At 69.4% G+C, this 23,595-nt stretch carries 19 protein-coding genes; 10 read left to right on the top strand and 9 right to left on the bottom strand.

Features of this window, described 5'->3' with window-relative positions:
• Positions 1-29: 29 nt before the first annotated feature.
• The 4 genes from BMY35_RS24880 (at position 30) to BMY35_RS24865 (ending at position 4,687) form a co-directional block, all read left to right on the top strand.
• Positions 30-776, top strand: a complete 747-nt coding sequence (locus BMY35_RS24880; RefSeq protein WP_093205117.1) for a LytR/AlgR family response regulator transcription factor — start codon at positions 30-32, stop codon at positions 774-776.
• A complete protein-coding gene (locus BMY35_RS24875; RefSeq protein WP_093205114.1) occupies positions 773-2,044 on the top strand; it encodes an AI-2E family transporter in 1,272 nt (423 codons plus the stop codon). The genes BMY35_RS24880 and BMY35_RS24875 overlap by 4 nt, the downstream gene beginning before the upstream one ends.
• A 106-nt stretch (positions 2,045-2,150) precedes the next feature.
• The gene (locus BMY35_RS24870; RefSeq protein ID WP_093205112.1) at positions 2,151-3,332 is read left to right on the top strand and encodes an acetyltransferase domain-containing protein; all 1,182 of its coding nucleotides are present in this window, start codon (positions 2,151-2,153) and stop codon (positions 3,330-3,332) included.
• On the top strand, positions 3,329-4,687 hold the full coding sequence (locus tag BMY35_RS24865) for an OprD family outer membrane porin (protein WP_256229487.1): 1,359 nt from the start codon (positions 3,329-3,331) through the stop codon (positions 4,685-4,687). The genes BMY35_RS24870 and BMY35_RS24865 overlap by 4 nt, the downstream gene beginning before the upstream one ends.
• A gap of 22 nt (positions 4,688-4,709) precedes the next feature.
• Here the strand turns inward: BMY35_RS24865 and BMY35_RS24860 are convergent, their stop codons facing one another.
• From BMY35_RS24860 to BMY35_RS24850, 3 genes are all read right to left on the bottom strand, one after another.
• Complete coding sequence (locus tag BMY35_RS24860; protein ID WP_093205109.1) at positions 4,710-5,171, bottom strand: winged helix-turn-helix transcriptional regulator; 462 nt, start codon at positions 5,169-5,171, stop codon at positions 4,710-4,712.
• Between the two features lie 88 nt (positions 5,172-5,259).
• Positions 5,260-6,513, bottom strand: a complete 1,254-nt coding sequence (locus BMY35_RS24855) for an MFS transporter (protein WP_093205106.1) — start codon at positions 6,511-6,513, stop codon at positions 5,260-5,262.
• An 11-nt stretch (positions 6,514-6,524) separates the two neighbouring features.
• Positions 6,525-7,058 (bottom strand): GNAT family N-acetyltransferase, encoded by a 534-nt coding sequence (locus tag BMY35_RS24850; protein ID WP_218153007.1) that lies wholly within the window; start codon positions 7,056-7,058, stop codon positions 6,525-6,527.
• A 49-nt stretch (positions 7,059-7,107) separates the two neighbouring features.
• Between BMY35_RS24850 and BMY35_RS24845 the strand changes: the two genes are divergently transcribed.
• Entirely contained in the window at positions 7,108-8,034 is a 927-nt protein-coding gene (locus BMY35_RS24845; protein ID WP_093205103.1) for a LysR family transcriptional regulator, read from the top strand.
• Positions 8,035-8,049: 15 nt separating this feature from the next.
• Here the strand turns inward: BMY35_RS24845 and BMY35_RS24840 are convergent, their stop codons facing one another.
• The 4 genes from BMY35_RS24840 to ppc form a co-directional block, all read right to left on the bottom strand.
• Positions 8,050-9,300, bottom strand: coding sequence for an MFS transporter (locus tag BMY35_RS24840; protein WP_093205100.1), 1,251 nt, complete (start codon positions 9,298-9,300; stop codon positions 8,050-8,052).
• A 179-nt stretch (positions 9,301-9,479) separates the two neighbouring features.
• A complete protein-coding gene (locus tag BMY35_RS24835) occupies positions 9,480-10,025 on the bottom strand; it encodes a hypothetical protein (protein ID WP_093205097.1) in 546 nt (181 codons plus the stop codon).
• Positions 10,022-10,423, bottom strand: coding sequence for a GFA family protein (locus BMY35_RS24830; protein WP_093205094.1), 402 nt, complete (start codon positions 10,421-10,423; stop codon positions 10,022-10,024). Before BMY35_RS24830 ends, BMY35_RS24835 begins: the two co-directional genes overlap by 4 nt.
• A gap of 111 nt (positions 10,424-10,534) precedes the next feature.
• The gene (ppc, locus tag BMY35_RS24825) at positions 10,535-13,378 is read right to left on the bottom strand and encodes a phosphoenolpyruvate carboxylase (protein ID WP_093205091.1); all 2,844 of its coding nucleotides are present in this window, start codon (positions 13,376-13,378) and stop codon (positions 10,535-10,537) included.
• 103 nt (positions 13,379-13,481) lie between these two features.
• On the opposite strand from ppc, the gene hemC reads away from it, so the two are divergent.
• From hemC to BMY35_RS24805, 4 genes are read left to right on the top strand one after another with little or no spacing between them, the layout of a single operon-like run.
• The gene (gene hemC, locus BMY35_RS24820) at positions 13,482-14,387 is read left to right on the top strand and encodes a hydroxymethylbilane synthase (RefSeq protein WP_256229484.1); all 906 of its coding nucleotides are present in this window, start codon (positions 13,482-13,484) and stop codon (positions 14,385-14,387) included.
• Between the two features lie 16 nt (positions 14,388-14,403).
• Positions 14,404-15,177, top strand: coding sequence for a uroporphyrinogen-III synthase (locus BMY35_RS24815; protein ID WP_093205086.1), 774 nt, complete (start codon positions 14,404-14,406; stop codon positions 15,175-15,177).
• Positions 15,174-16,271 carry a uroporphyrinogen-III C-methyltransferase gene (locus BMY35_RS24810; RefSeq protein ID WP_093205083.1) on the top strand — a complete coding sequence of 366 codons (1,098 nt, stop codon included), beginning with the start codon at positions 15,174-15,176 and terminating at the stop codon, positions 16,269-16,271. The genes BMY35_RS24815 and BMY35_RS24810 overlap by 4 nt, the downstream gene beginning before the upstream one ends.
• Positions 16,272-16,281: 10 nt before the next feature.
• Positions 16,282-17,565 carry a heme biosynthesis protein HemY gene (locus BMY35_RS24805; protein WP_093205080.1) on the top strand — a complete coding sequence of 428 codons (1,284 nt, stop codon included), beginning with the start codon at positions 16,282-16,284 and terminating at the stop codon, positions 17,563-17,565.
• Positions 17,566-17,581: 16 nt separating this feature from the next.
• Here the strand turns inward: BMY35_RS24805 and BMY35_RS24800 are convergent, their stop codons facing one another.
• On the bottom strand, positions 17,582-19,144 hold the full coding sequence (locus BMY35_RS24800) for an MFS transporter (protein WP_093205078.1): 1,563 nt from the start codon (positions 19,142-19,144) through the stop codon (positions 17,582-17,584).
• Positions 19,145-19,262: 118 nt separating this feature from the next.
• On the opposite strand from BMY35_RS24800, the gene BMY35_RS24795 reads away from it, so the two are divergent.
• Complete coding sequence (locus BMY35_RS24795) at positions 19,263-20,129, top strand: LysR family transcriptional regulator (RefSeq protein ID WP_093205076.1); 867 nt, start codon at positions 19,263-19,265, stop codon at positions 20,127-20,129.
• A 56-nt stretch (positions 20,130-20,185) separates the two neighbouring features.
• On the opposite strand, the gene BMY35_RS39070 is transcribed toward BMY35_RS24795, so the two are convergent.
• Complete coding sequence (locus tag BMY35_RS39070; RefSeq protein WP_093205074.1) at positions 20,186-23,365, bottom strand: Rne/Rng family ribonuclease; 3,180 nt, start codon at positions 23,363-23,365, stop codon at positions 20,186-20,188.
• Positions 23,366-23,595: the final 230 nt, after the last annotated feature.

Below are 23,595 nucleotides of genomic sequence, written 5' to 3'. Positions count from 1 at the left end.
TGAATTCCGGTTGAGAAAAAAGAACCCGTATGACCCTGAGGACACTCATCGTTGACGACGAAGCCCTGGCGCGCTCCCGCATGCGCACGCTGCTGCGCGATTGCACCTCGCCCCCAGCCGAAGTGGTGGCCGAGGCCTCGCAGGGCGCCGAGGCGCTGCAGCAGCTGGGCAAGCTGGCGCTCGACCTGGTGCTGCTCGACGTGCACATGCCCGGCATCGACGGCATCGAGGTGGCGCGCGAGCTGCGCGCCCGCTCCGACGCCCCGGCCGTGGTGTTCGTGACCGCGCACGCGGCGCATGCGGTAACGGCCTTCGACCTCGAAGCGGTCGACTACCTCACCAAGCCCGTGCGCGCCGAGCGCCTGCAGCAGGCGCTGCAGAAGGCCGAACGCTTCCTGAAGGAGCGCCGAGCGCTGCAGGCCGAGGCCGTGCCCGAGACGGTGCTGATCCAGGACCGGGGCCGCGCCGAGCGGGTGCCGCTGTCGGAGGTGCTCTACCTCAAGTCCGAATACAAGTACCTCACGGTGCGCACCGCCACGCGCAGCCACATCCTCGACGGCTCGCTCAACGAGTTCGAGGAGCGCTATCCGCACCGCTTCCTGCGCGTGCACCGCAACGCGCTGGTGGCGCGCTCGGCGATCCGCGCGCTGGAGAAGTACGACGACGGCGAGGACGCCGAGGGCTGGGCCCTGCGGCTCGACGCCATTCCCGAACCGGTGGCCGTGTCGCGCCGCCAGCTGGCGGCCGTGCGCGAGGTGCTGAAGGAATCGCGATGAGCGACGACAAGCCCGCGCCCACTCAAGCCCCGCCGCCGGAGCAGGCGGCCGAGGAGCCGCAGCCGCATCCGGTCGCGCCCGAATCCGAGCCCGCGCCGGCGTCCGTTCCCGAGGGGCCGCCTGAGCCCGAGCCCGAACCGGAGCCGCCCGCGCCGGCGCGCGAGCGCCTGCTGCTGCACATGCCCGTCGACGTGCGCAGCGCCTCGCTGGTGGTGCTCGCGGTGCTGGCCAGCGTGTTCGCGCTGCAATGGGGGCAGGCCGTCTTCATCCCGCTGATGCTGAGCCTGCTGCTGACCTATGCGCTGTCGCCGCTGGTGGACCTGCTCCATCGCTGGAAGCTGCCGCGCTGGATCGGCGCGGCGCTGATTCTCACGGGGCTGTTCGGCGGCCTGGGGTGGACCGGCTATTCGCTCTCCGGCAGCGCCACGCAGCTGCTCGATTCGCTGCCGGTGGCCGCGCAGAAACTGGGCCAGGCCATGCGTCGCGACAAGGGCGCCAGCGCCACGCCGCTGGACAATGTGCAGCAGGCCGCGGCGCAGCTCGAGAAGGCGGCCGAGGAGAACTCGGCCCGCGTCGCATCGCGCAAGGGCGTGGCGCGCGTCATCATCGAGCGCCCGAGCTTCAACGTGCGCGACTACCTGCTCAGCGGCACCGTCGGGCTGCTGAGCGCGATGGGGCAGCTCACGCTGGTGGCCTTCCTCACGTACTTCGCGCTGTGCTCGGGCGACACCTTCAGGCGCAAGCTCATCAAGATCACCGGCTCCAGCCTGCAGCGCAAGAAGGTGACGGTGCACGTGCTCGACGACATCACGCGCAACATCGAGCGCTACCTGCTGGTGCAGATACTGGTGAGCGCCATCGTCGGCGTGACCACGGGCCTCGCGTTCTGGGCCATCGGCATGGAGAACGCGGCCGTCTGGGGAATCATCGCGGCCGTGACCAACCTCATTCCGTATATCGGCTCGGTGATCGTGCTGGCGGCGGCAGGGCTGGTGGCCTTCCTGCAGTTCAACAGCCTGCAGATGGGGCTCGTGGTGGCTGGCATCTCGTTGGGCATCCACACCATCGTGGGCAACCTGCTGATGCCCTGGCTCACCAGCCGCACCAGCCGCATGAACCCGGTGGCGGTGTTCGTGGGCGTGATCTTCTGGGGCTGGCTCTGGGGTATCTGGGGCCTGCTGCTGGGCATTCCGATCACGATGGTGATCAAGTCGATCTGCGACCGGGTGGAAGACCTGCAGCCGATCGGGGAACTGCTGGGCGAGTAGGGCGCCTGCCTCGCCGGTCCTGGCCATGGGCTCGGATCGGCAAGGACATTAACAAAGGGTGTCTTTTCGGTCGATACGATATTGGGATTCGATTCTCAATAACCGTATGACCGAATCCCCGAACATTCCCTTGCCGCCTCGCGCAGACTCACGCGGCCGGCTGCTTTCCATCGACGCGCTGCGCGGCCTCGTGATCCTGTTCATGCTGCTGGACCACGTACGCGAAACCTTCTACCTGCACCGTCAGGTACCCGACCCGATGGTGGTGGCCGAGACACCGCCGGAGCTCTTCTTCAGCCGCCTGCTGGCTCACCTGTGCGCGCCGGTGTTCGTCTTTCTCACGGGGCTGTCGGCCTTCCTCTACGGCTCAAAGCATGCGAACGGCCGGGCGGCCGCGTCGTCGTTCCTGTGGAAGCGGGGGCTCTTCCTGGTCGTGCTCGAGGTCACGGTCATCAATTTCGCGTGGACCTTCCAGTTCCCGCCCGCCAAGGTGTTCCTGCAGGTGATCTGGGTGATCGGCCTGTCGATGCTGGCGCTGGCCGCGCTGGTGTGGCTGCCGCGCAAGGCGCTGTTCGCGCTGGGCGTCGTGCTCGTGGCGGGGCACAACCTGCTCGACGGCGTGCACTTTCCCGCAGGCCATGTGCTGCACGTGCCCTGGGCCGTGCTGCACGACAGGGGCTGGATCGAGGTGTCCGACGCGCTGCGCCTGCGCACCTCCTATCCGTTGCTGCCGTGGATCGGCGTGATCGCGCTGGGCTATGCCGCCGGCCCGTGGTTCCGCCAGGGCGCCGACGAGGCGCGGCGGCAGCGGCTGCTGCTCGCCTGGGGCCTGGCGCTGCTGGCCGGCTTCGTGCTGCTGCGGGCCGCGAACGTCTATGGAGACGGGCCGTGGGCGGCCGGCGACAGCGGCCTGGCCACCCTGATGTCCTTCCTCAACATCACCAAGTACCCGCCGTCGCTGCTCTTCATTGCGCTGACCTTGGGAGTCGGCCTGTTGCTGTTGCGCGCCTTCGAGCGTAGGCAGGGAGCCGCCTGGCTCGCGCCGCTGGCCGTGTACGGCGCGGCGCCGATGTTCTTCTACGTGCTGCACCTCTACGTGCTCAAGTTCCTCTACCTTGGCGGGGAAGCTGCCTGGGGCGCCAACCAGGGCAAGTTCTTCGGCTTCGATGCCGTCTGGGCCGTGTGGCTCGCGGCCATCGTGCTGGCCTTCGCGCTGTATCCCGCGGTGCGTGCGTTCGCGGCGCTGAAGGCGCGGCGCCGCGACATCGCCTGGCTCAAGTACCTGTGAGCGCCGTCGAGACTCGGGTGCCGGCCGCGGGCCGGTTCTTCGGTGCGGCCCTTGCCATGCTGGGCGGCGCATCGATGGCGGGCGAGGCCGGCGGCTTCGTCGAGGACACGCGCTGGAGCCTGCTCCAGCGCAGCGTCTACGAGAACCGCACCTATCTGCATGGCGACCGTAGCAACGGCGGACGCAATGCCACGCTGCCGAGAGCACAACGCAGCGACTACGCGCGCGAATGGGGCTACGGCCTCATGGGCACGGTCGAATCCGGGTTCACGCCGGGCCCGATCGGTTTCGGCGCCGACGCGCATGTCTCGCTAGCGCGCAACCTCGACGGCGACGATTTCCGTGTCGGCAAGATCCGCATGCTGCCGGTGGATGCCGCCGGCTACGCGCAGGAAGGCATCGCGCGCGGCGGCATCGCGCTGAAGGCGCGCGTTTCCTCCACCGTGCTGAAAGTGGGCGAGCAGCGCGTGAAGACGCCGATCTTCAGTTCGTCCGACACGCGCCTGCTGCCCGAGACCATGCGCGGCTGGCTCGTCACCAGCAACGAGTTCGACGGACTCACGCTGCAGGCCGGCCGCTTCACCGGCTCGACGGACCGCAACGCGCGCGGCACGAACAATCCGTTGGTCGTGAACTACCTCGATCCGAAGTCGCCTCGCGGAGACGCGTTCGACTTCGTCGGCGGAACCTGGAAGAGCACTCCCTCGCTCTCGCTCACGGCCTATCTCGGCCGCCTGAAGGACACCTGGCGCACCGGCTACCTGGGCGCCCACTACACGGTGCCGCTCCACGAAGAGCAGAAGCGCGCGCTCTCCTTCGACCTGCAGCTCTATCGCAGCAGGGACACGGGCCGCGCGCTGGCGGGACCGGTCGACAACACCACGGCCAGCCTGATGAGCACCTACAGCCACGGTCCGCACCGCGTCGGCCTCGGCTGGCAGAAGGTGGCCGGCGACACCCCGTTCGACTACGTCACGCGCGGCGCCGTCTGGCTCGGCAATGCGGCGCAGCTTTCCGACTTCAACGCGCCGCACGAGCAGTCATGGCAACTGCGCTACGAAGTCGACGCCGCGCATTGGGGCGTGCCGGGGCTCTCGCTGGGGGCTGCCTACATCCGCGGCAGCGGCATCGACGGCAGCCGCGTGCCGGCACGCGGAGGCTATGCCTGGCTGGGCTACGGCGAGCACGGCAGGCACTGGGAGCGCGACCTTTGGCTGCGCTACACGGTCCGGCATGGCAGCGCGAAGGGGCTGGCCTTCCTGCTGCGCTACGGCGAGCACCGCAACAACAAGGCGCAGGCCGAACTCAATGCGCGGCAGATCCGCGTGGCCATGGAGTACCCGCTGGGCAACTGAGGGGGCGGGCGGCGCGGCTTCGTCAGCGCGCGGCCTTGGCCGGCAGCTTCTTCACGAAGGTCGCGTCCGGGTCGAGCTGCTTGCCGTCGCGCGTGCGCAGCTCGATCTTCGGCACCGGCTTGCCGCTGTCGCGCTCGAGCAGCACCGAGTGAGGCTCGCCCCTGGCGTACAGGTGCGCCTCGCCCCAGTGCCGCAGGCCCACCACCACCGGGAACAGCCCCTTGCCCTTGGCCGTCAGCACGTATTCCTGGTAGGCCGATCCGTCGGAGGCGGGCACGAGCTCCAGCACGCCTTCCTGCACCAGGTTCTTCAGCCGGTCCGACAGGATGTTCTTGGCGACGCCCAGGCTCTGCTGGAACTCGCCGAAACGCTTCATGCCGTCGAAGGCATCGCGGATCACGAGCAGCGACCACTGGTCGCCGACGATGTCGAGCGCGCGTGCCATGGGGCATGTGTCGGCCTTGAGGCTTTTTCGTTGGGCCATGAGGGGCGGTGTTCTTTCCGGATCGGGGTGGGTTCGGCAGCGGTTGCCGATGTCAGTTTTATTTTAAAACCCAGGACCGGGCGTGCACTCAGCGGGCCGCCATGTGCGCACGGTGCAGCCGCGAGAAGCGCGCGATCATCAACGGCCCGAGCAGCGCGCCCAGCCCGGCGGAGCTCCATGCCGCCACCCACGCGTGCGTGCTGCCGAGGCCGAAGCGCATCTGCCCCCAGTCCAGCGCGAGGCCGAACACCCACGGGCTGAGCGCGCCCGCGCCGAAGCCCATCACCGAGCGCACCGAGAAGGCCACGCCAAGCCGGTGCGGCGCCACCACGTCGGCCAGCGCGGTCGAATAGACCGACGAGTCCGCGATGGCCAGCAGGTTGTAGACGGCGGCGGCCGCCGCCAGCAGCCACAGCGGCCAGCTCCACATCCAGCCGAAGGCGAAGGACATGCACAGGCTCGCGACGGTCGCGATCATCATCACCCGCGCGCGGCCGAGCCTGTCGGAAGCCGCGCCGCCCGCGATGCTGCCGAACACGCTGACCAGATGCGCCAGCGCCGCCAGCGCGATGCCCGCACCCTGCCACGATGCTGCCGCGCCCGAAGAGGCGACCAGATACGCCGGCAGCCATGCCCACAGGGCCATCAGCTCCCAGCAGTGGAAGGCGTAGGCCCAGTTGCCTGCCATGGCGGGCTTGTCGCGCACAGTGGCGGCCAGTGCGTGCAAGGTGCCTTCGCGCGCCGAGCCCGGCACGGGGGGCGAGGGCGGCCGCATGCGCCGCAGTGCCTGCATCGTCAGCAGCGCGCCCGCCACCGTGCAGCCGGCCGCCACCAGCAGGCCCAGCCGCCAGTGCTGCAGATGGCTGAAAGTCGCCACCACCGCGAGCGAGAGCGCATAGCCCATCGACGACGACCCGATGAAGAGCCCCATCGCGCGTCCGCGTACGGCGGGCTCGGTGTTGTGCGCCAGCAGCTGCAGCCCCGGCGTGTACGAGGCGCCCGCGCACAGCCCGGCCAGGCCGTAGAGCAGCATCGCCGAGAGATGGTCGCGTGCGAAGAGCGCGAAGGCGAGCGCCGCCGCCGCGCTCACCGCGCTGCCCGCGAAGAAGATGCGCTGCGGCCCGTAGCGGTCGGCCAGCAGGCCCACCGCGAAGAGCGAACTCATGTAGCCCACGTGCCAGGCGCTCTGGATCGAGCCGGCCTGCGCGGCCGTCATGTGCCAGTCGGCCATTGCGAACGGCAGCACGCCGGAGTAGGCGGTGACGATCATCGACTGCAGCAGCCGGCTCGCGCACAGCAGCGCCAGCCAGCCGCGCGCGGGGCCGGCGGTGTTGCCCGACATGACGACGGGCCTCAGCGCAGGGCGCGCTGCATCAGCACGGTGTCCACCCAGCGGCCGAACTTGAAGCCGATGTCGCTCAGCACGCCGACCTGCCGGAAGCCCAGGCTCTCGTGCAGCCGCAGCGAACCCGTGTTCGCGCTGTTGCCGACGCACGCGACCATCTGGGTGAATCCGGCTTCGGTGCAGCGCCGGATCACCTCGCCCAGCAGCGCCTTGCCGATGCCGTGGCCGTGCATGCCCTGCGCGACGTAGACCGAGTCTTCCACCGAGTGCCGGTAGGCCGAGCGGGCGCGGTAGGCGGTGGCATAGGCATAGCCGGCGACCTCGCCATCGAGCATCGCCACGAGGTAGGGCATGCCGCGCGCGATCGCGTCGGCGCGGCGCTGCTGCATCTGGTCGACGGAAGGCACTTCTTCCTCGAAGGAGCACAGGTCGTGCAGCACGTAGTGGCTGTAGATGGACTGCACGGCGGCCATGTGATGCGGCATGGCGTCGAGGACCTCGACCGTGGCGGAAGCGAGCGGAGCAGGGGAATGCGATGACATGGCCCCGATCTTGACGATGCACCATCGATAAGTGAAGCTTGGCCTGCCTATGCAAGGCATAAGGAAGACTTTGGGTAAATCGCTGAATCTCGACCAGCTCAGGTCCTTCGCGCTGGTGATCGAAACGGGCAGCTTCTCCGCCACCGCTGACAGGCTCGGCGTCTCGCAGCCGGCCGTGAGCCTGCAGATCCGGCAGCTCGAACGCCGCCTGTCGGTGCGCCTCGTCGAGCGCGTCGGCAAGCGCGCGCAGGCCACGCCAGCCGGAATGGAACTGCTGCGCCACGCGCAGGGCATCGAGACCGCGGTGGAGAACGCCATCGACGCGCTCGCCGATCACGCCAGCGGCGTCGCGGGCCGCGTGCGGCTGGGCACGGGCGCGACGGCCTGCCTGCATTTCCTGCCGGCCGTGCTGCGCGGACTGCGCGAGCGCTTTCCCGAACTCGGCGTGGTGGTCAGCACCGGCAATACCGAGGACCAGGCGCGCAAGGTGGAAGAGAACAGCCTCGACCTCGCGCTGGTCACGCTGCCGGCGGCCGGGCGTTCGCTGACGGTGATGCCGGTGCTCGACGACGAGTTCGTGGCCATCGGGCGGACGGACCTCGAAGCGCTGAAGGCCAGGGTGACGCCGGCCGACCTGGGCGCGCTGCCGCTGGTGCTGTTCGAGCCCGCGGCCAACACGCGCAAGCTGGTCGACCGCTGGTTCGCCGCGGAGGGACTGCATCCGCAGCCCGTGATGGAGCTGGGCAGCGTCGAGGCGATGAAGGAGATGGTGGCCGCGGGGCTGGGCTATGCCATCGTGCCGGGCATGTCGATGGTGGGGCGGGGCGCCCATCCCGAGCTGAAGACAAGCCGGCTGAATCCCCGCATGCACCGCACGCTGGCCGTCGTGATCCGGCGGGACAAGCCCGTCAACAAGGCCTTGCGCGTGGTGCTCGATGCGATCGTGGCTGCCGGGAAGAAGCCCGGCAGCCGCTGATCGATCATTGCCGCGTTATTCCGGAACCGCCGCGAGCGCTGCACCACCGCGTGCGCGGCCCAGCGTGCCGACGATCAGCGCCGCGATCAGCACCAGCACGCCGCTGAGCACCATCGCGCTGGAGATGCCGAAGCTGTCGACCGTCACGCCGCCGATCAGCGCGCCGGAGGCGATCGCCACCTGGAAGCCGCTCACCAGCAGGGCCTGTCCGGCCTCGGGCGCGTCGGGCACGGCTTCCATCATCCAGCCGGTGAGCGCCACCGGGATCAGGCCGAAGGCCACGCCCCAGATCACGACGACCACCGCGCCGGGCACGAAGCCGGAGCCGATCACCGTCGTCAGCAGCAGGGCGGTGGCGAGCATCAGCGCTGCCAGCAGGGTGGTGGTGCGCACGCTGCGAGCCACCAGGCTGCCGCCGAGGAAGGTGCCGATGAAGCCCACGGCGCCGTAGACCAGCAGCAGCGTCGAGACCGAGTTGGGCGCGAGGCCGAACACCTGCTGCAGCAGCGGCTTCAGGTAGGTGTAGGCCGCGAAGTGGCCGGCGATGAAGAACAGCACCGCGAGCAGGCCGACCTGCGCCATGCGGCGCGTGAGCGGCGTGAGCAGGTCGCGGGCGCCGATGGCGCGCACCGGCGGGATCGCGGGCAGCAACCACAGCTGCACCACCAGCACCGCGGCGGCGAGCGCGCCCGTCACGGCGAACGATGCGCGCCAGCCGAACAGCGTGCCCAGGAAGGAGCCGGCCGGAACGCCGAGCACCGTGGCGGCCGACACGCCGGCCAGCACGATCGACATGGCGCGCGCCTGCGAGGCATGCGGCACCAGCTGCGTGGCGGCAGCGGGCGCGAAGGTCCAAAAGCCGCCCACGCACAGGCCGAGCAGCAGTCGGGCCACCAGCATGGTGGCGAAGTTGGGCGCGAAGGCCGCCAGCAGGTTCGAAGCGATCAGCAGCGTGGTGAGCGCGATCAGCACGGTGCGGCGGTCGAGCTTGCCCGAGGCCACGATGAGTGCCGGGCCCGCGAACGCGGCCAGCACGCCGGGCATGGTGACCATCAGGCCGGCCGTGCCGTCGGACACGTTGAGGCCGCGCGCGATGTCGGTGAGAAGGCCGATGGGCATGAACTCGGTCGAGACCATCGCGAAGGTGCCGACGGCGATGGAGCCGACGGCGAGCCATGCGGAGCGGGACGCAGGCGCCGGCGCGGAGGCCTGCACCGGTGCGCCGAGGTCGTCGATGCACGGGTTGCTGCTTGGGGAATTCATCATGGTGGGAAACGGTCCTTGGAAGCACCGGAGGCGACGCGCACCGATGCCGTTGAAGAGGCATCGAAGTGTGCGAGCCATCGCCTCCGCGACAAAGAGACCGGGGAGCAGTAGTCAGTTTCCCTGGGGCGAACAATCGGCCCTTTTGATGGCCATCGCCATCAATGCGCCCCTGATGCCCGTTACGCCGGTGCTGGCCGCAGCTGCAATATCCGCCCGTCGGCGACGAACGAATCGCCGATCAGCACACGAAAGGATTCACCGACCGGAAAGCGCGGCAGCGCGACGGCAGGCGAGAGGAACTCGATCTCCAGCGTAGCGGGCTTGCCGCGCTCCAGCGCATCGCCCGGCGGCACGACCCAGCGCGCCGAGAAACCTTCCTTGTCGAGCACCAGCGCGCAGCGGTACTCGCCCGGCGCGATGGGGATGTCCTGCGAGGGCAGGGCCGGCTTGCGGAAGGTGATCTCGGCGAGCACGCTGGGCGTGAAGGCGCCCAGGTCGTCGAAGCCCGGCGGTGCCGGCGGAGGAGCCCGGCGCGGCCGCTTGCCGATGAGCCATGCGATGACGTTGCCGATGATCGGCACCCACAGCACCATCAGCAGCGTGGCGATGTCGCGCGTGGTCGAGCCGGGCGCCGCGTAGTGCCGCACGACCGCGCCGCCGACGGCCACGCACAGCAGCACAGCCACGATGAGCCTGCGCCTGGACTGGATCTTCGTGGTGCTCATGCCTTCGGCGGCGGCGCTTCGGGGAACGAGGGGATGGCCGTGGCATGGTCGAGCCACGGCACTTCGTGCGAGGTCCAGATGTGCGCCGTGGGGCGCTGGCCCGGGTCGTCGTCGAGCGAGCCCAGGCGCAGGATCACCTGCGGCTGCGCCACCCATTCGGCCACGAGGTGCGTGCCGCAGCGGGTGCAGAAGTGGCGCAGCTTGCCGGGCGTCGACTCGAAGGAGCCGATGGCTTCCTCGCCTGCGGTCCAGCGGAAGTCGGCCCTGTCGGCGCGCGCGGTCGTCGTGAAGGCCGCGCTGTGCGCCTTGCGGCAGGTCTGGCAATGGCAGTGGATGACGGGGCCGGCGAGGCGCGCGGCTTCGTACCGGACGGTGCCGCAGAGGCAGGAGCCTTTCATGGCTTTTCCTTTTTCGTTCGCGATGGGTGAGCGGGGCTGCGAGTCTATGCCCGCCGCAAGAAAGGACGGGCCCGTTCAGGGCCCGTCTTCACATCGCCGTGCGGCGCGTCGTCAGCCGGTGTTGCGCAGCCCCGCCGCCACCCCGTTGATCGAGATGTGGATGCCGCGCTGCAGCCGCTCGCCGCCGTCGCCCGCACGGTAGCGCCGCATCAGCTCGACCTGCAGGTGGTGCAGCGGGTCGATGTATGGGAAGCGGTGGCGCACCGAGCGCTGCATCTCGGCATTGCCTTCGAGTCGCTGCTTCGCGCCGGTGATGAGCGTGAGTGCGTCCGAGGTGCGGTGCCATTCGGCATCGATCATCGAGAACACCTTCTGGCGCAGCTTGCGGTCGGTGACCAGCTCGGCGTAGCGCGAAGCCAGCGCGAGGTCGCTCTTGGCCAGCACCATGTCCATGTTCGACAGCAGCGTGCGGAAGAAGGGCCACTGCGCGTACATGTGCTGCAGCAGCGCCTGCCGTTCCTTCTTGCCCGCGGCATTGCCGGCGGCGGCCAGGAACTGCTCCACGCCCGAGCCGAAGCCGAACCAGCCCGGAATGGTGAGGCGGCACTGGCCCCAGCTGAAGCTCCATGGAACCGCGCGCAGGTCGTCGATCTTGTGGCTGGGGTTGCGCGAGGCAGGGCGCGAGCCGATGTTGAGCTCGGCGATCTCGCGGATCGGCGTGGAGCCGAAGAAGTAGTCGCCGAAGCCCGGTGTCTCGTAGACCAGCTTGCGGTACGCCGCCATGCTCGCGGCCGACAGCTCGCTCGCGGCCGAGAGGAAATTGGCGGGCGCCGACTTGCCCTGCGGCAGCAGCGTGGCTTCCAGCGTGGCGGCCACCAGCGTCTCGAGGTTGCGCCGGCCGATCTCGCGGTTGGCGTACTTCGAGCCGATGACTTCGCCCTGCTCGGTCAGGCGGATCTGCCCGCGCACCGTGCCCGGCGGCTGCGCCAGGATGGCCTGGTAGCTCGGACCGCCGCCGCGGCCCACCGTGCCGCCGCGGCCGTGGAACATGCGCAGGCGGATCGGTTTGGCCTTCTTCTTGTTCAGCTCGTCGAAGAGCGACACCAGCGCGATGCCCGCGCGGTACAGCTCCCAGTTGCTGGTGAAGATGCCGCCGTCCTTGTTGCTGTCGGAGTAGCCCAGCATCACGTCCTGCTCGGCACCCGAACGCTCGATGAGCGCCTGGATGTTCGGCAGCGCATAGAAGGCGCGCACGATGGGTGCGGCGTTGCGCAGGTCTTCGATGGTCTCGAACAGCGGCACCACGATCAGGTCGCAGGTGGCGTTGCTGTCCATCGCGCCGCGCAGCAGGCCCACTTCCTTCTGCAGCAGCAGGGCTTCGAGCAGGTCGCTCACCGTCTCGGTGTGGCTGATGATGTAGTGGCGGATGGCCGCTGCGCCGTAGCGCGCACGCGCGGTGCGTGCGGCGGCGAAGATGGCCAGCTCGCTCTTCGCGAGCGGCGAGTAGTCGGCGTCGGGCACGCGCAGCGGGCGGGCGTCGTCGAGCAGCCTCAGCAGCAGCGTCTGCTTGGCCTCTTCGGCCAGCGATGCATACGAGGGCTCGATGCGCGCGGTGGCCAGCAGCTCGGCGATGACGGCCTCGTGCTTGTCGGAACTCTGGCGCAGGTCGACCGTGGCGAGGTGGAAGCCGAACACCTCCACGGCGCGGATCAGCGGCAGCAGGCGCGGCGCGGCGAGCACGCTGCCGTGCTTTTCCTCGAGCGACTCGGCCACCGTGCGCAGGTCCGCCAGGAACTCCTCGGCGTTGGCGTACGGGTTCTGCGGCGCGACGGCGTGGCGCGCGGCCTCGCCGCCGGTGAGCTCGCGCAGCGTTGCGGCAAGACGCGCGTACACGCCGGTGAGGGCGCGGCGATAGGGCTCGTCCTTGCGGTGTTCGTTGGTGTCGGGCGAGCGCTCGGCCAGCGCCTGCATCTCGACCGACACGTCGACCAGCGTGGCTGAGAGAGAGAGCTCGCCGCCCAGGTAGTGCACCTCGGTGAGGTAATGGCGCAGCGCCAGCTCGCACTGGCGGCTCAGGGCGTATTCGAGCGTCTGGGCCGTCACGTTGGGGTTGCCGTCGCGGTCGCCACCGATCCACTGGCCCATGCGCAGGAAGGGCGCGACCGACGGCGCCTGGCCGCCTTGCGCCAGCGCCTTCTCGAGGTCGGCGTACACGCGCGGGATCTCGCGCAGGAAGGTGGCTTCGTAGTAGCTCAGCGCGTTCTCGATTTCGTCGGCCACGGTGAGCTTGGAGAAGCGCAGGATGCGCGTCTGCCAGATCTGCGTGACGCGGATGCGCATCTGCGTTTCGTTCTCGGCGAACTCGAGCGGGGTGAGCGTGTCCTTGCCGCCCGCGTAGGCGCTCTGGCGCAGCCGGATCTCGTCGCGCACGGTGAGCAGCTGCGCGATGGCGCGCTCGGCATCGAGGATGCTCTTGCGCTGCACCTCGGTCGGGTGCGCGGTGAGCACCGGCGAAACATAGCTGTGGGCCAGCGAAGAGACGATGTCGTCGGGCTTCACGCCGGCCTTGCGGATGCGCGCGAGCGCGGTCTGCAGGTCGCCTTCCACGCTTTCGCCCGCGCGCTCGGTTTCGGTGCGGCGGCGGATCTGGTGGCGGTCTTCGGCAAGATTGGCCAGGTGGCTGAAGTAGGTGAAGGCACGGATGACGCGCACCGTCTCCACCGCGCTCAGGCCCTTGAGCAGGTTCTTCAGCGCCCGGTCGGCCGCGTGGTCCGCATCGCGGCGGAAAGCCACGGACAGGGTGCGGATCTTCTCGACCAGTGCGTAAGTCTCGTCTCCCTCCTGCTCGCGGATCACGTCGCCGAGGATCCGGCCCAACAGCCGGATGTCTTCGATCAGAGGCTGGTCTTCGGCCTGACGGCGCTTGGGCGGAGCAGGTGTCTTGCTGGCTTTCATTCGATGTTTGTCCTGGACTTCTTGAATGGAGTGCCGTCTTCGTTGTTGCGGCGCAACATGCTAGCATTCCCGCGGTTTGGAACACGTACTTTTGGGACCGGTCTTGAGCAATATCGTCATCGCCACGCGCGAAAGCCGCCTGGCACTGTGGCAAGCCGAACACGTGCAGTCGCTTTTGCAAGAAAGAGGCCACACCGTCAGCCTGCTGGGCCTTACGACCACCGGCGACCAGATCCTCGATCGCACGCTCAGCAAGGTGGGCGGCAAGGGGCTCTTCGTGAAGGAGCTCGAACTGGCGCTCGAGGAAGGGCGCGCCGACATCGCCGTCCATTCGCTGAAGGACGTGCCGATGGACCTGCCCGAAGGCTTCGTGCTGGCCTGCGTGCTGGAGCGCGAGGACCCGCGCGACGCGCTCGTCTCTCCCCGTTACGAATCGCTCGACGCGCTGCCGCAGGGCGCTGTCGTCGGCACTTCCAGCCTGCGCCGCATGGCGCTTCTGCGCGCGCTGCGGCCCGACCTGCGCATCGAACCGCTGCGCGGCAACCTCGACACCCGGCTGCGCAAGCTCGACGAAGGGCAGTACGACGCCATCGTGCTGGCCGCTGCCGGTCTCAAGCGGCTGGGGCTGGAAAGCCGCATCCGCGTGGCCTTCGACGCCGACACCATGCTGCCCGCCGCCGGGCAGGGCGCGCTCGGCATCGAGGTGCGCGCCGACCGCAAGGACCTCATCGAACTGCTGGGCTCGCTGGCCCACAGGGGCGACTGGCTTTCCACCGCCGCCGAGCGCGCCGTGAGCCGAGCCATGGGCGGCAGCTGCTCCATGCCGCTGGCGGCCCATGCCCGCTGGCAGGCCGACGGTGCGCTGCGCATCGATGCCGCCTGGGGCGACCCGGAAGGCAATGTGCCGCTGGTGAAGGTGCATGCGCTGGCGCAGGCCGGCGACTTCGCCGAAGCCGACGCGCTCGGCGAGCATGCCGCGGCGCTGCTGCGTGCCGCCGGGGCCCACTGATACCGGTGGTCATCGTATGACCGGCCGTCCCGTCATCGTCACGCGGCCGGCGCGCGAGGCCGCGCAATGGGTGAGCGACCTGCGCGGTGCGGGGCTCGATGCGGTGGCGCTGCCGCTCATCGTGATCGAGCCCGCCACGGACATCGAGCCGCTGCGCACGGCATGGCGGAAGCTCGCGGACTACGCCGCGCTGATGTTCGTGAGCGCCACGGCCGTCGAGCATTTCTTCCAGCACAGGGGCACCGCCGATTCGCAGGCCGGTTGCCGCTTCTGGGCCACGGGCCCTGGCACCAAGCGCGCCTTGCTGCGTGCCGGCGTGCCGCCGGAGTCCATCGACGCGCCGCCGCCCGAGGCCACGCGCTTCGATTCCGAGGCGCTGTGGGAACGCGTCCACGCGCAGGTGTCGACGGGCGTTCGCGTGCTGATCGTGCGCGGCGGCGACGAAGCCGGGCGACCCGCGGGACGCGACTGGCTGGCCAATGAGGTCGATGCCGCGGGCGGTCGTCGCGACACGGTGGTGGCCTATCGCCGGCTGCAGCCGTCGCTGGACGTCGTACAACGCAAGCTCGCCATCGACGGCGCCGAAGGCCGCGCGATCTGGCTCTTCAGCAGCTCCGAAGCCATCGGCAATCTGCAGCGCGCGATGCCCGGCGTGCAGTGGCATGCCGCGAGCGCGGTCGCCACGCATGCGCGCATCGGCGAAGCCGCGCGGGCAGCGGGTTTCGGGACGTTGCGTGTATGCACACCGCTGCTGGAGGCGTTGGTCGCGTCTATAGAATCCTTGGCATGAGCGCCGCGTCCCCCACAGACGATCTTCCATCTTCCCCATCCGCTGCCACGGCGCCGGTGCCAGCCCCGCTGGCACCCCACCAGACACCTGCCGCGCAGGCCGCCGGAGCACTGCTTCTCTCCCGCATCGGATTCGCCCTCGTCGCCCTCGTGGCGCTGGCCGCATTGCTGATGTCGATCGCGCTGTGGCAGAAGGTCGGCGGCATGAAGGAACAGCTCGCGCGCCAGAGCGCCGACGCCATCGCGCAGTCGATGGAGGCGCGCACGCTGGCACGCCAGGCGAGCGACACGGTGCGCGACGCATCGGCCCGCGTGGCGCTGGTCGAGACCCGCGTGACCGAGATCGCGCTGCAGCGCTCGCAGCTCGAGGAACTCATCCAAAGCCTCTCGCGTTCGCGCGACGAGAACCTCGTGGTCGACATCGACTCGGCCGTGCGCCTGGCCCTGCAGCAGGCGCAGGTCACCGGCAGCGTCGAGCCCTTGCTGGCCGCGCTGAAGGCCGGCGACACCCGCATCGCACGCGCCGCGCAGCCGCGGCTCGCACCCCTGCAGCGGGCCATGCAGCGCGACGCGGATCGTCTGCGGGTCAGCACCAGCAACGACGGCGGCGAGGCGCTGCAGAAGCTCGACGAGCTGATGCGCAACGTGGACGACCTGCCCACGCTCAACGCGGTGGCCGTTCGCGGCACCGGCACCAACGCCTGGCAGGCCGAGCCCATTCCGGCCGACGCGCCGTGGTGGCGCCGCGTGCTGCTCACGGTGCGCGGCGAGGCGCGCTCGCTGGTGCGCGTGGGCCGCATCCAGAGCCCCGAGGCGATCCTGCTGGCGCCCGAGCAGTCGTATTTCCTGCGCGAGAACCTCAAGCTCAAGCTGCTCAATGCGCGCCTGTCGCTGCTGTCGCGGCAGATGGAAGCCACGCGCAGCGAGCTGTCGCAGGTAACGGCTTCGCTCAACCGTTATTTCGACCCCGCGTCGCGCCGCACCCAGGCCGCGGCCACGCTGCTGCAGCAGCTGCAGTCCCTGGTGAAGACGACCGAGCCGGTCCGCATCGACGACACGCTGTCGGCACTTGCCACCGCAGCGGCAGGACGCTGATCGGACATCCATGCGCGCAGCAATCTGGCTCCTCGCCCTTTTCGCCGTCGCAGCGGCAGTCGCACTGTTCGCAGGCAACAACCAGGGCACGATCACCGTGTTCTGGCCGCCGTGGCGCGTCGATCTTTCGCTGAACCTCGTGCTCGTGATCCTGCTGGTGGCCTTCGTGCTGCTGCATGCGGCATTGCGGGCGCTCGCGGCGCTGTTCTCGCTGCCGACGCAGGCGCGCCAGTGGCGCCTGCAGCAGAAGGAACGCACGCTGCATGCGGCCCTGCTCGACGCGATGGTGCAGCTGATCTCCGGCCGCTTCTCGCGTGCGCGCAAGGCTGCGCAGGCCGCGCTCACGCAGGAAAAGACATTGGCCGCGCTCGGCGCCAGCCTGCCGCAGGCGCAGCAGGTGCGCGTGCTTTCGCACCTGCTCGCTGCCGAGAGCGCGCAGGCGCTGCAGGACAAGGCGGCGCGCGACGCGCATCTTCAGCAGGCCCTCAACGAGAGCGTGGACCGCACCGTGCTCGCCAGCCCCGAGACGCGCGAAGGCGTGCAGCTGCGCGCGGCGCGCTGGGCGCTCGAAGACCGCGACGCGGCCGCCGCGCTCGCACGGCTCGAAGAGCTGCCGCAGGGCGCGCAGCGCCGCACGCTCGCATTGCGCCTGCGTCTGAAGGCGGCTCGCCAGGATCGCCGCACGCTCGAAGCACTCGAAACCGCGCGCCTGCTGGCCAAGCACCGCGCCTTCTCGGAAGCGGCTGCGCAGAGCATCGTGCGCGGCCTCGCCACCGAGCTGCTGTCGGGCGCGCACGACCCTGCGCAACTGCTGCGTGCGTGGAGCGAACTCGACGCCAACGAGCGCGAGATGCCCGAGGTGGCGATCCACGCTGCCCAGCGCATGGTCGCCCTGCGTGGAGACCTCGCCCTTGCGCGCGGCTGGCTCCTGCCGGCGTGGGAGCGCATGGTGGCCAATCCGCGCGGCCTGGGCGACGCATTGCGCGTCAAGCTGGCGCGCGCGCTCGAAGCGGGGCTCGACTCCGTGGACGCCGAATGGCTGGCGCGCATCGAGGCCGCGCAGCGCAACAACCCGCGCGACCCGAATCTGCAGTACCTCGCCGGCATGGCCTGCATGAAGCGCCAGCTCTGGGGCAAGGCACAGCAGCTGCTGATGCAGGCCGGGCTCGGGCTGCAGGACACGGAGCTGTATCGCCGTGCCTGGCTGGCGCTCGCCAAGCTGGCCGAAGACCGCGACGACGCCGAGCAGGCAGCCGAGGCCTGGAAGCGCGCGGCTCAGGTCGAGAACAGCTGAGTCTCCGTCGGGCTCTTCAGGGGCACGCGGGCTTTTTCAGGCCCGGCGCTGGTTGCGTCGACTGCTTTCCGCTGCCGAAGACGAGCCAGCTGATGCCGGCCAGCACCCACACGCCGACGCCGCCGTAGAGCATCACCAGCCCGAAGCCATGCACCAGCGCCGCATGCACCGTGGCGCCCGACGGGTCGGCCTGCGACAGCACCGGGAAGCCATCCGCAAGCGACGAGAAGCTGCCGGCCGCGATCTTCTCCGCCAGCGAGCGCAGCTGGAGCGCGTCGAGCGATGCGGAAAGCGCGCCGCGCAGATGCGCATGAACGCCTTCGAGCAGCACGAAGCCCATCAGCGCGATGTTGATGGCCAGCGTGATGAGCCGCGCGCTCATGTCCATGCCCGACGCCATGCCCGCGCGTGCGCTCGGCACCGAGCCGGTGGTGGTGTTGGTGACGGGCGTGTTGGTCAGGCCCAACCCGATGCCGGCCAGCAGGCAGCCCGGCAGCATCGTCATCCAGCTCGCGTGGGCTATGCCGCTGCCGTAGCGCATCGCGATGAAGCCGAGCCCGATCACGAACAGGCCCGCGGGAATGACGATGCCCGGGCGGTAGCGCAGCGAGAGCCGTTCGGCCAGCGGCGGCAGCACCAGCGTGGGCAGCGTGTAGGCCAGCAGCGCCGAGCCGGCGACGACCGCGTCGTAGCCCAGCGCGCCCTGGAAGTAGATCGGCAGGTAGATCATGAACGGCCAGAAACTGAAGTTCATGCCGATGGAGCCGATGATCGAGCCCGAGAAGTTGCGGATCCTGAAGACCGAGAAGTCGAACATCGGGTGCGGGTTGATCTTCTCCACCCACAGGAAGAGAACGAAGCTCGCGGCCGACGCGACCGCGATGCCGATGGCCGGCGGACTCGAGAAGCCCAGGCCCGGCCCCTGCGTGATGAAGCAGGTCAGGCCCAGCACCGCGAGCGACAGCGTGACGATGCCGGGCAGGTCGAGCCGCTGCGCGTCGGGGTCGCGCGACTCCTGCACGCTGCCGAGCACGAGGACCACCGCCAGCACGGCCAGCGGTGCATGGACCAAAAACACCCACTGCCAGCTCGACAGCGCCGCGATCGCGCCGCCGATGATCGGCCCGAAACCCAGGCCCATGCCGAAGACCACGCCCCAGGTGGCGAAGGCCCGGCTGCGCTCCTTGCCCTGCTGGAACTGGTGCGAGAGCGCCGCGAGCTGGCAGATCAGCATGGTGCCGCCGCTCAGGCCCTGGAGGAAGCGCGCGACGATCAGCACCGCTGCGTTCTGCGCGAGCCCGCAGGCCAGCGAAGTGAGGCCGAACAGCACCACGCTGACGACGAGGATGCGCTTGCGGCCATAGCGGTCGGCCAGCGTGCCGGCGCCCATCAGTACCGTGGTGCAGGCGATGGTGTAGGCGTTCATGATCCACTGCATGTCGCTGAAGTCGCCATGCAGTGTTTTCTCGAGCGTGGGAAGAATGACCGGCACGCTGGAGATCTCCAGGCCGAACATCATGGCAATGAGGCAGATCGCGGCCAGCGCGACGCGGTTCTTGCCGGTGTGGGAGAGAGGCATCTGAGTCTTTCGAAGAGTCCCTGGTCGGGAAGTCCGGGCGATTCTGGGGAAAGCCTCTTCATGATGGAAATGATTTAATTTCCTAGAATCCATGAACAGTCATCATTTATCTGTTGCCATGGATTTCGACCCCGCACTGTTGCGCGCCTTCGTTGCCGTCAAGGAAACCGGCGGCTTCACGCGCGCCGCCCAGCGGCTGCACCTGACGCAGTCGGCCGTGAGCCACCAGATCCGGCGGCTCGAGGAGCAGGTGGGCCGGCCGCTGCTGCATCGCACGACGCGCCGCCTCACGGTGACGGAGGACGGCGAGGACTTTCTCCGCTACGCACAGCAGATCCTCGAGACGCTCGACGCGATGACGCGGCGCTTCCAGCCGTCGCCGATCGCGGGCGTGGTGCGCTTCGGCGCGCCCGACACCTTCATGGGCGAGCGGCTGCCGCCGCTGCTCTCGCAGTTCGCGCGCTCGTTTCCCGCCACGCGCATGGAGGTCAGCGTGAGCATGCACCTCGACTTCCGCGCCATGATCCGCGCGGGCGAGCTCGACCTGGCGGTGGTGATGTCGCCGCCCGGCTGCGAGGAGGGCACGCGCCTGCGTCGCACGCAGCTGGTGTGGGCGGCGGCCGAATGCTTCGAGCCGAAGCCGGGCGCATCGCTGCCGCTGGCCTTCTTTCCGAAGCCTTGCGTCAACCGCGAGGTGGCGGCCGGGGCGCTGGACGCCACGCCGCGCGACTGGCACGTGGTCTTCACTTCGGCGAGCCAGCACGGCATTCGCGCTGCAGTGCTGGCGGGGCTGGCCGTCACGGTGCTCACGCGCGAGGACGTGGAACCGGGCATGAAGATCGTCGACGGCCGCTACGGATTGCCGTCATTGCCCAGCGTGGATTTCTCGCTGATCTGGAGCGAGAACGGCAGGACCGAGTGCGCCTGCAGGTTCGGCGAGCTGATCCTGGAGATGCCGGAGCTACCGGCACGCGACAAGGTTTAGCGGGGCATAAAAAAACGGCGCCGGAGGCGCCGTTTTCATTTGCGAGGGGGCGTCGCTCAGAGCGGACGCTGCCCTTGTTGCTGCTGCTCGAACGGCAGCGACATCGAACCGAGGTCGCGGCGGGTTTCGACCAGCACCAGCGGACCTTCGTCGAGCACGACCACCGGCGGGCGCTCGCGCGGCACGTGCACCGGCTTCGGCTCCGCCTCGATGGCGGCGCGCGCCTGGGCGATGCGCTCGGCGTCCGAGTTGACCCACTGCAGGCCCGAGCTCTCGGCGATCTGCGCGAGCTCGGCCAGCGGCAGTTCGAAAGGCTGGACCTTGGGCAGCGCGCGGCCGTTGGCGACTGCGGGTGCCTTGGCAGCGGCGGCGCTTTCGGCGACCACGATCTGCTCGGCAGTTGCTGCAACTGCGACGACCGGCGCGGGGCGCTCGGCGCGAACCTGCTGCTGCGGTGCCTCGCGGACTTCCGTGGCGACGGCAACGGCTTCGACAGCCTCGACGCGCTCGGACGCCAGCGGCAGTTGCTGCTGGGGCTCTTGCGAAGAGAAGCCTTCGCCAGCCGTTGCTGCGCCTGCATCGCCTTCTTCGCGCGGACCACGCTCGCGGCGGTCGCGGCCGTAGCGGTCGCGCGAACGGCCGCGGCGCTCTTCGCCGTCGCGGCGCGGTGCCTGTTCGCCGCTGCCGTTGATGGCAGCTTCGCTGCCTTGTTCGACATCGGCTGCGGCGGCTTCGGCGCCGCGTGCATCCGCTTCGGCTTGCACGGCGTCGTTGCGGCGTTCGCGGCGACCGTCGTTGCGGTCGTTGCGGTCGCCACGCGGTCCGCGCTGCTCGTCGCGGCCGTTGCGGGGCTGGCGCTGCTCGCCTTGTGGGGAGCCTTCGCCGGCTTCGGCGGCATTGCGCTCACCACGCTCGCCACGTTCGCCGCGCTCATTGCGCTCATTGCGCTCGCCGCGTTCGCGACGCTCGCCACGGGCGCGCGGTGCGCGTTCAGCCGTGTTGCCTTCGTCGCCTGCAGCGGCGCCGGCCAGTTGCTGGGCTTCGAGGTTGACGCCGTCGAGCGCCTCGGCCGGCAGCACGCTGTTGCGGCCTTCGCGACCTTCGCCTTCGCGGCGCTCGCCGCGTCCGTTGCGGCGCTGCTCGCCGTCGCGCGGGGCGCGCGCTTCACGCGGCTCGCGTTGTTCGCGCTGCTGGTTGTTGGCGCCTTCGTTGCGTTGCTCGTTGCGCTGTTCGTTGCCACGGCCCTCGCCGCGACCTTCACGGCGCTCGCCGCCACGGCCACCGCGGCGTTGTTCGCCGTCGCGGCCGCCCTGGCGTCCGCCGTTCTCGCCACGGCCTTCACCGCGGCCTTCGCCGTTGCGGCCGCCACGGCGCTGTTCGCCGTCGCGCGCGCCGCCGCGTGCTTCGCCGTCACGGCCGGGGCGACCGTCGCGGCGGGGCTTCGGTGCCTCGACCGGGATGGGGGCCGGTGCGGGCGCGGCGGCAGGAGCCGGCGTGCCGCCGAACAGGTTCTTGATCCAGGCAAAGAAGCCGGTCTGCGCCGGAACCGGCGCGCTCACCACGGGCGGTGCGTCCGGTGCCGGTGCGGCAGGAGCGCGCACGGCTTCGGGCTTGGGCGGCACCACGGGAGCCGGCGCGTCGGGCAGCACGCCCTTGATGACAGGCGTCTGCTTGTTGGTGGGCTCCTGCGAGCGGCGCGTGACCGAGGTCGGATCCTCGATCTCGTCGGCCATCTTGTAGCTGGCCTCGATGTGGTCGAGGCGCGGGTCGTCGTGCTTCAGGCGCTCGAGCTTGTAGTTCGGCGTTTCGAGCGTCTTGTTGGGCACCATCAGCACGCTCACGCGCTGCTTGAGCTCGATCTTGGCGATCTCGGTGCGCTTCTCGTTCAGCAGGAACGAGGCCACTTCCACCGGCACCTGCACGTGCACGGCGGCGGTGTTGTCCTTCATGGACTCTTCCTGAATGATGCGCAGGATCTGCAGCGCGCTCGATTCGGTGTCGCGAATGTGGCCCGAACCGCCGCAACGGGGGCAGGGGATCGACGAGCCTTCGCTCAGCGCGGGCTTCAGGCGCTGGCGGCTCATTTCCATCAGGCCGAACTTGCTGATCGAGCCGAACTGCACGCGGGCGCGGTCTTGCCGCAGCGCGTCGCGCAGGCGGCTTTCGACTTCGCGGCGGTTCTTCGACTCGTCCATGTCGATGAAGTCGATGACGATCAGGCCGCCCAGGTCGCGCAGGCGCATCTGGCGGGCCACTTCGTCGGCGGCTTCGAGGTTGGTGCGGGTGGCGGTCTCTTCGATGTCGCCGCCCTTGATGGCGCGGGCCGAGTTCACGTCGACCGAGACCAGCGCCTCGGTGTGGTCGATCACGATGGCGCCGCCCGAGGGCAGCTGCACGGTGCGGGCGTAGGCCGACTCGATCTGGTGCTCGATCTGGAAGCGGCTGAACAGCGCCGCGTCGTCGCGGTAGCGCTTCACGCGCGAGGCATGCTCGGGCATGACGTGCGCCATGAACTGCTGCGCCTGGTCGTAGATGTCGTCGGTGTCGATCAGGATGTCGCCGATGTCGTGATTGAAGTAGTCACGGATGGCGCGGATGACGAGCGAGGATTCCTGGTAGATCAGGAAGGCGCCCTTGCCGCCCTTGGCGGCGCCGTCGATGGCGCTCCAGAGCTTGAGCAGGTAGTTCAGGTCCCACTGGAGTTCGGGCGCCGAGCGGCCGATGCCGGCGGTGCGCGCGATGATGCTCATGCCCTTCGGGTACTCGAGCTGGTCCATCGCCTCCTTGAGTTCGGCGCGGTCGTCGCCCTCGATGCGGCGCGAGACGCCGCCGCCACGGGGGTTGTTCGGCATCAGCACGACGTAGCGGCCGGCCAGCGAGATGAAGGTGGTGAGGGCCGCGCCCTTGTTGCCGCGCTCTTCCTTTTCGACCTGGACGGTGAGTTCCTGGCCTTCGCGGATCGCGTCCTGGATGCGGGCCTGGCTGGCCGACACGCCTTCGGCGAAGTACTGCTTGGAGATTTCCTTGAACGGCAGGAAGCCGTGGCGGTCTTCGCCGTAGTCGACGAAACAGGCTTCGAGCGAAGGCTCGACGCGGGTCACGACCGCCTTGTAGATGTTGCCCTTGCGCTGTTCGCGCCCTTCGATTTCGATTTCGTAGTCGAGCAGTTTCTGCCCGTCGACGATTGCCAGGCGGCGTTCTTCGGCCTGCGTGGCATTGATCAGCATCCGCTTCATGATGCGTTGTCCTTATATGTATCGTTCTACAGGCCCTTGACGAGCCAACGATGCACGGACGACGCCCGCGAAACCAGGGAATTGCCGCTTGGGCCCCGGATGCTGTCACTGCCGCGCAAGGCGCGGGCAGGCTCCTCGAGCGTTAGCTCAAGAAGACAGCCGGGGTGGGGGCGCGTGGATGGGCGCGAGCCAGATTCGGTGTTGGGTGGCTATCTTTTCGATAGCAGGTT

The sequence above is a fragment of the Variovorax sp. YR750 genome (genome assembly GCF_900109805.1).
Lineage (GTDB): Bacteria > Pseudomonadota > Gammaproteobacteria > Burkholderiales > Burkholderiaceae_C > Variovorax > Variovorax gossypii.
The sequence above is the reverse complement of the archived record's forward strand: the minus strand, read 5'-3'. Positions and strand labels throughout refer to the sequence as shown.

What these genes read in the sequence shown, in the direction of transcription:
- BMY35_RS24880 (WP_093205117.1), top strand. Translation starts at nt 30, where the DNA reads ATGACCCTGAGGACACTCATCGTTGACGACGAAGCCCTGGCGCGCTCC.
- BMY35_RS24875 (WP_093205114.1), top strand. Translation starts at nt 773, where the DNA reads ATGAGCGACGACAAGCCCGCGCCCACTCAAGCCCCGCCGCCGGAGCAG.
- BMY35_RS24870 (WP_093205112.1), top strand. Translation starts at nt 2,151, where the DNA reads ATGACCGAATCCCCGAACATTCCCTTGCCGCCTCGCGCAGACTCACGC.
- BMY35_RS24860 (WP_093205109.1), bottom strand. Translation starts at nt 5,171, where the DNA reads ATGGCCCAACGAAAAAGCCTCAAGGCCGACACATGCCCCATGGCACGC.
- BMY35_RS24855 (WP_093205106.1), bottom strand. Translation starts at nt 6,513, where the DNA reads ATGTCGGGCAACACCGCCGGCCCCGCGCGCGGCTGGCTGGCGCTGCTG.
- BMY35_RS24850 (WP_218153007.1), bottom strand. Translation starts at nt 7,058, where the DNA reads ATGTCATCGCATTCCCCTGCTCCGCTCGCTTCCGCCACGGTCGAGGTC.
- BMY35_RS24845 (WP_093205103.1), top strand. Translation starts at nt 7,108, where the DNA reads ATGCAAGGCATAAGGAAGACTTTGGGTAAATCGCTGAATCTCGACCAG.
- BMY35_RS24840 (WP_093205100.1), bottom strand. Translation starts at nt 9,300, where the DNA reads ATGATGAATTCCCCAAGCAGCAACCCGTGCATCGACGACCTCGGCGCA.
- BMY35_RS24835 (WP_093205097.1), bottom strand. Translation starts at nt 10,025, where the DNA reads ATGAGCACCACGAAGATCCAGTCCAGGCGCAGGCTCATCGTGGCTGTG.
- BMY35_RS24830 (WP_093205094.1), bottom strand. Translation starts at nt 10,423, where the DNA reads ATGAAAGGCTCCTGCCTCTGCGGCACCGTCCGGTACGAAGCCGCGCGC.
- ppc (WP_093205091.1), bottom strand. Translation starts at nt 13,378, where the DNA reads ATGAAAGCCAGCAAGACACCTGCTCCGCCCAAGCGCCGTCAGGCCGAA.
- BMY35_RS24815 (WP_093205086.1), top strand. Translation starts at nt 14,404, where the DNA reads ATGACCGGCCGTCCCGTCATCGTCACGCGGCCGGCGCGCGAGGCCGCG.
- BMY35_RS24810 (WP_093205083.1), top strand. Translation starts at nt 15,174, where the DNA reads ATGAGCGCCGCGTCCCCCACAGACGATCTTCCATCTTCCCCATCCGCT.
- BMY35_RS24805 (WP_093205080.1), top strand. Translation starts at nt 16,282, where the DNA reads ATGCGCGCAGCAATCTGGCTCCTCGCCCTTTTCGCCGTCGCAGCGGCA.
- BMY35_RS24800 (WP_093205078.1), bottom strand. Translation starts at nt 19,144, where the DNA reads ATGCCTCTCTCCCACACCGGCAAGAACCGCGTCGCGCTGGCCGCGATC.
- BMY35_RS24795 (WP_093205076.1), top strand. Translation starts at nt 19,263, where the DNA reads ATGGATTTCGACCCCGCACTGTTGCGCGCCTTCGTTGCCGTCAAGGAA.
- BMY35_RS39070 (WP_093205074.1), bottom strand. Translation starts at nt 23,365, where the DNA reads ATGAAGCGGATGCTGATCAATGCCACGCAGGCCGAAGAACGCCGCCTG.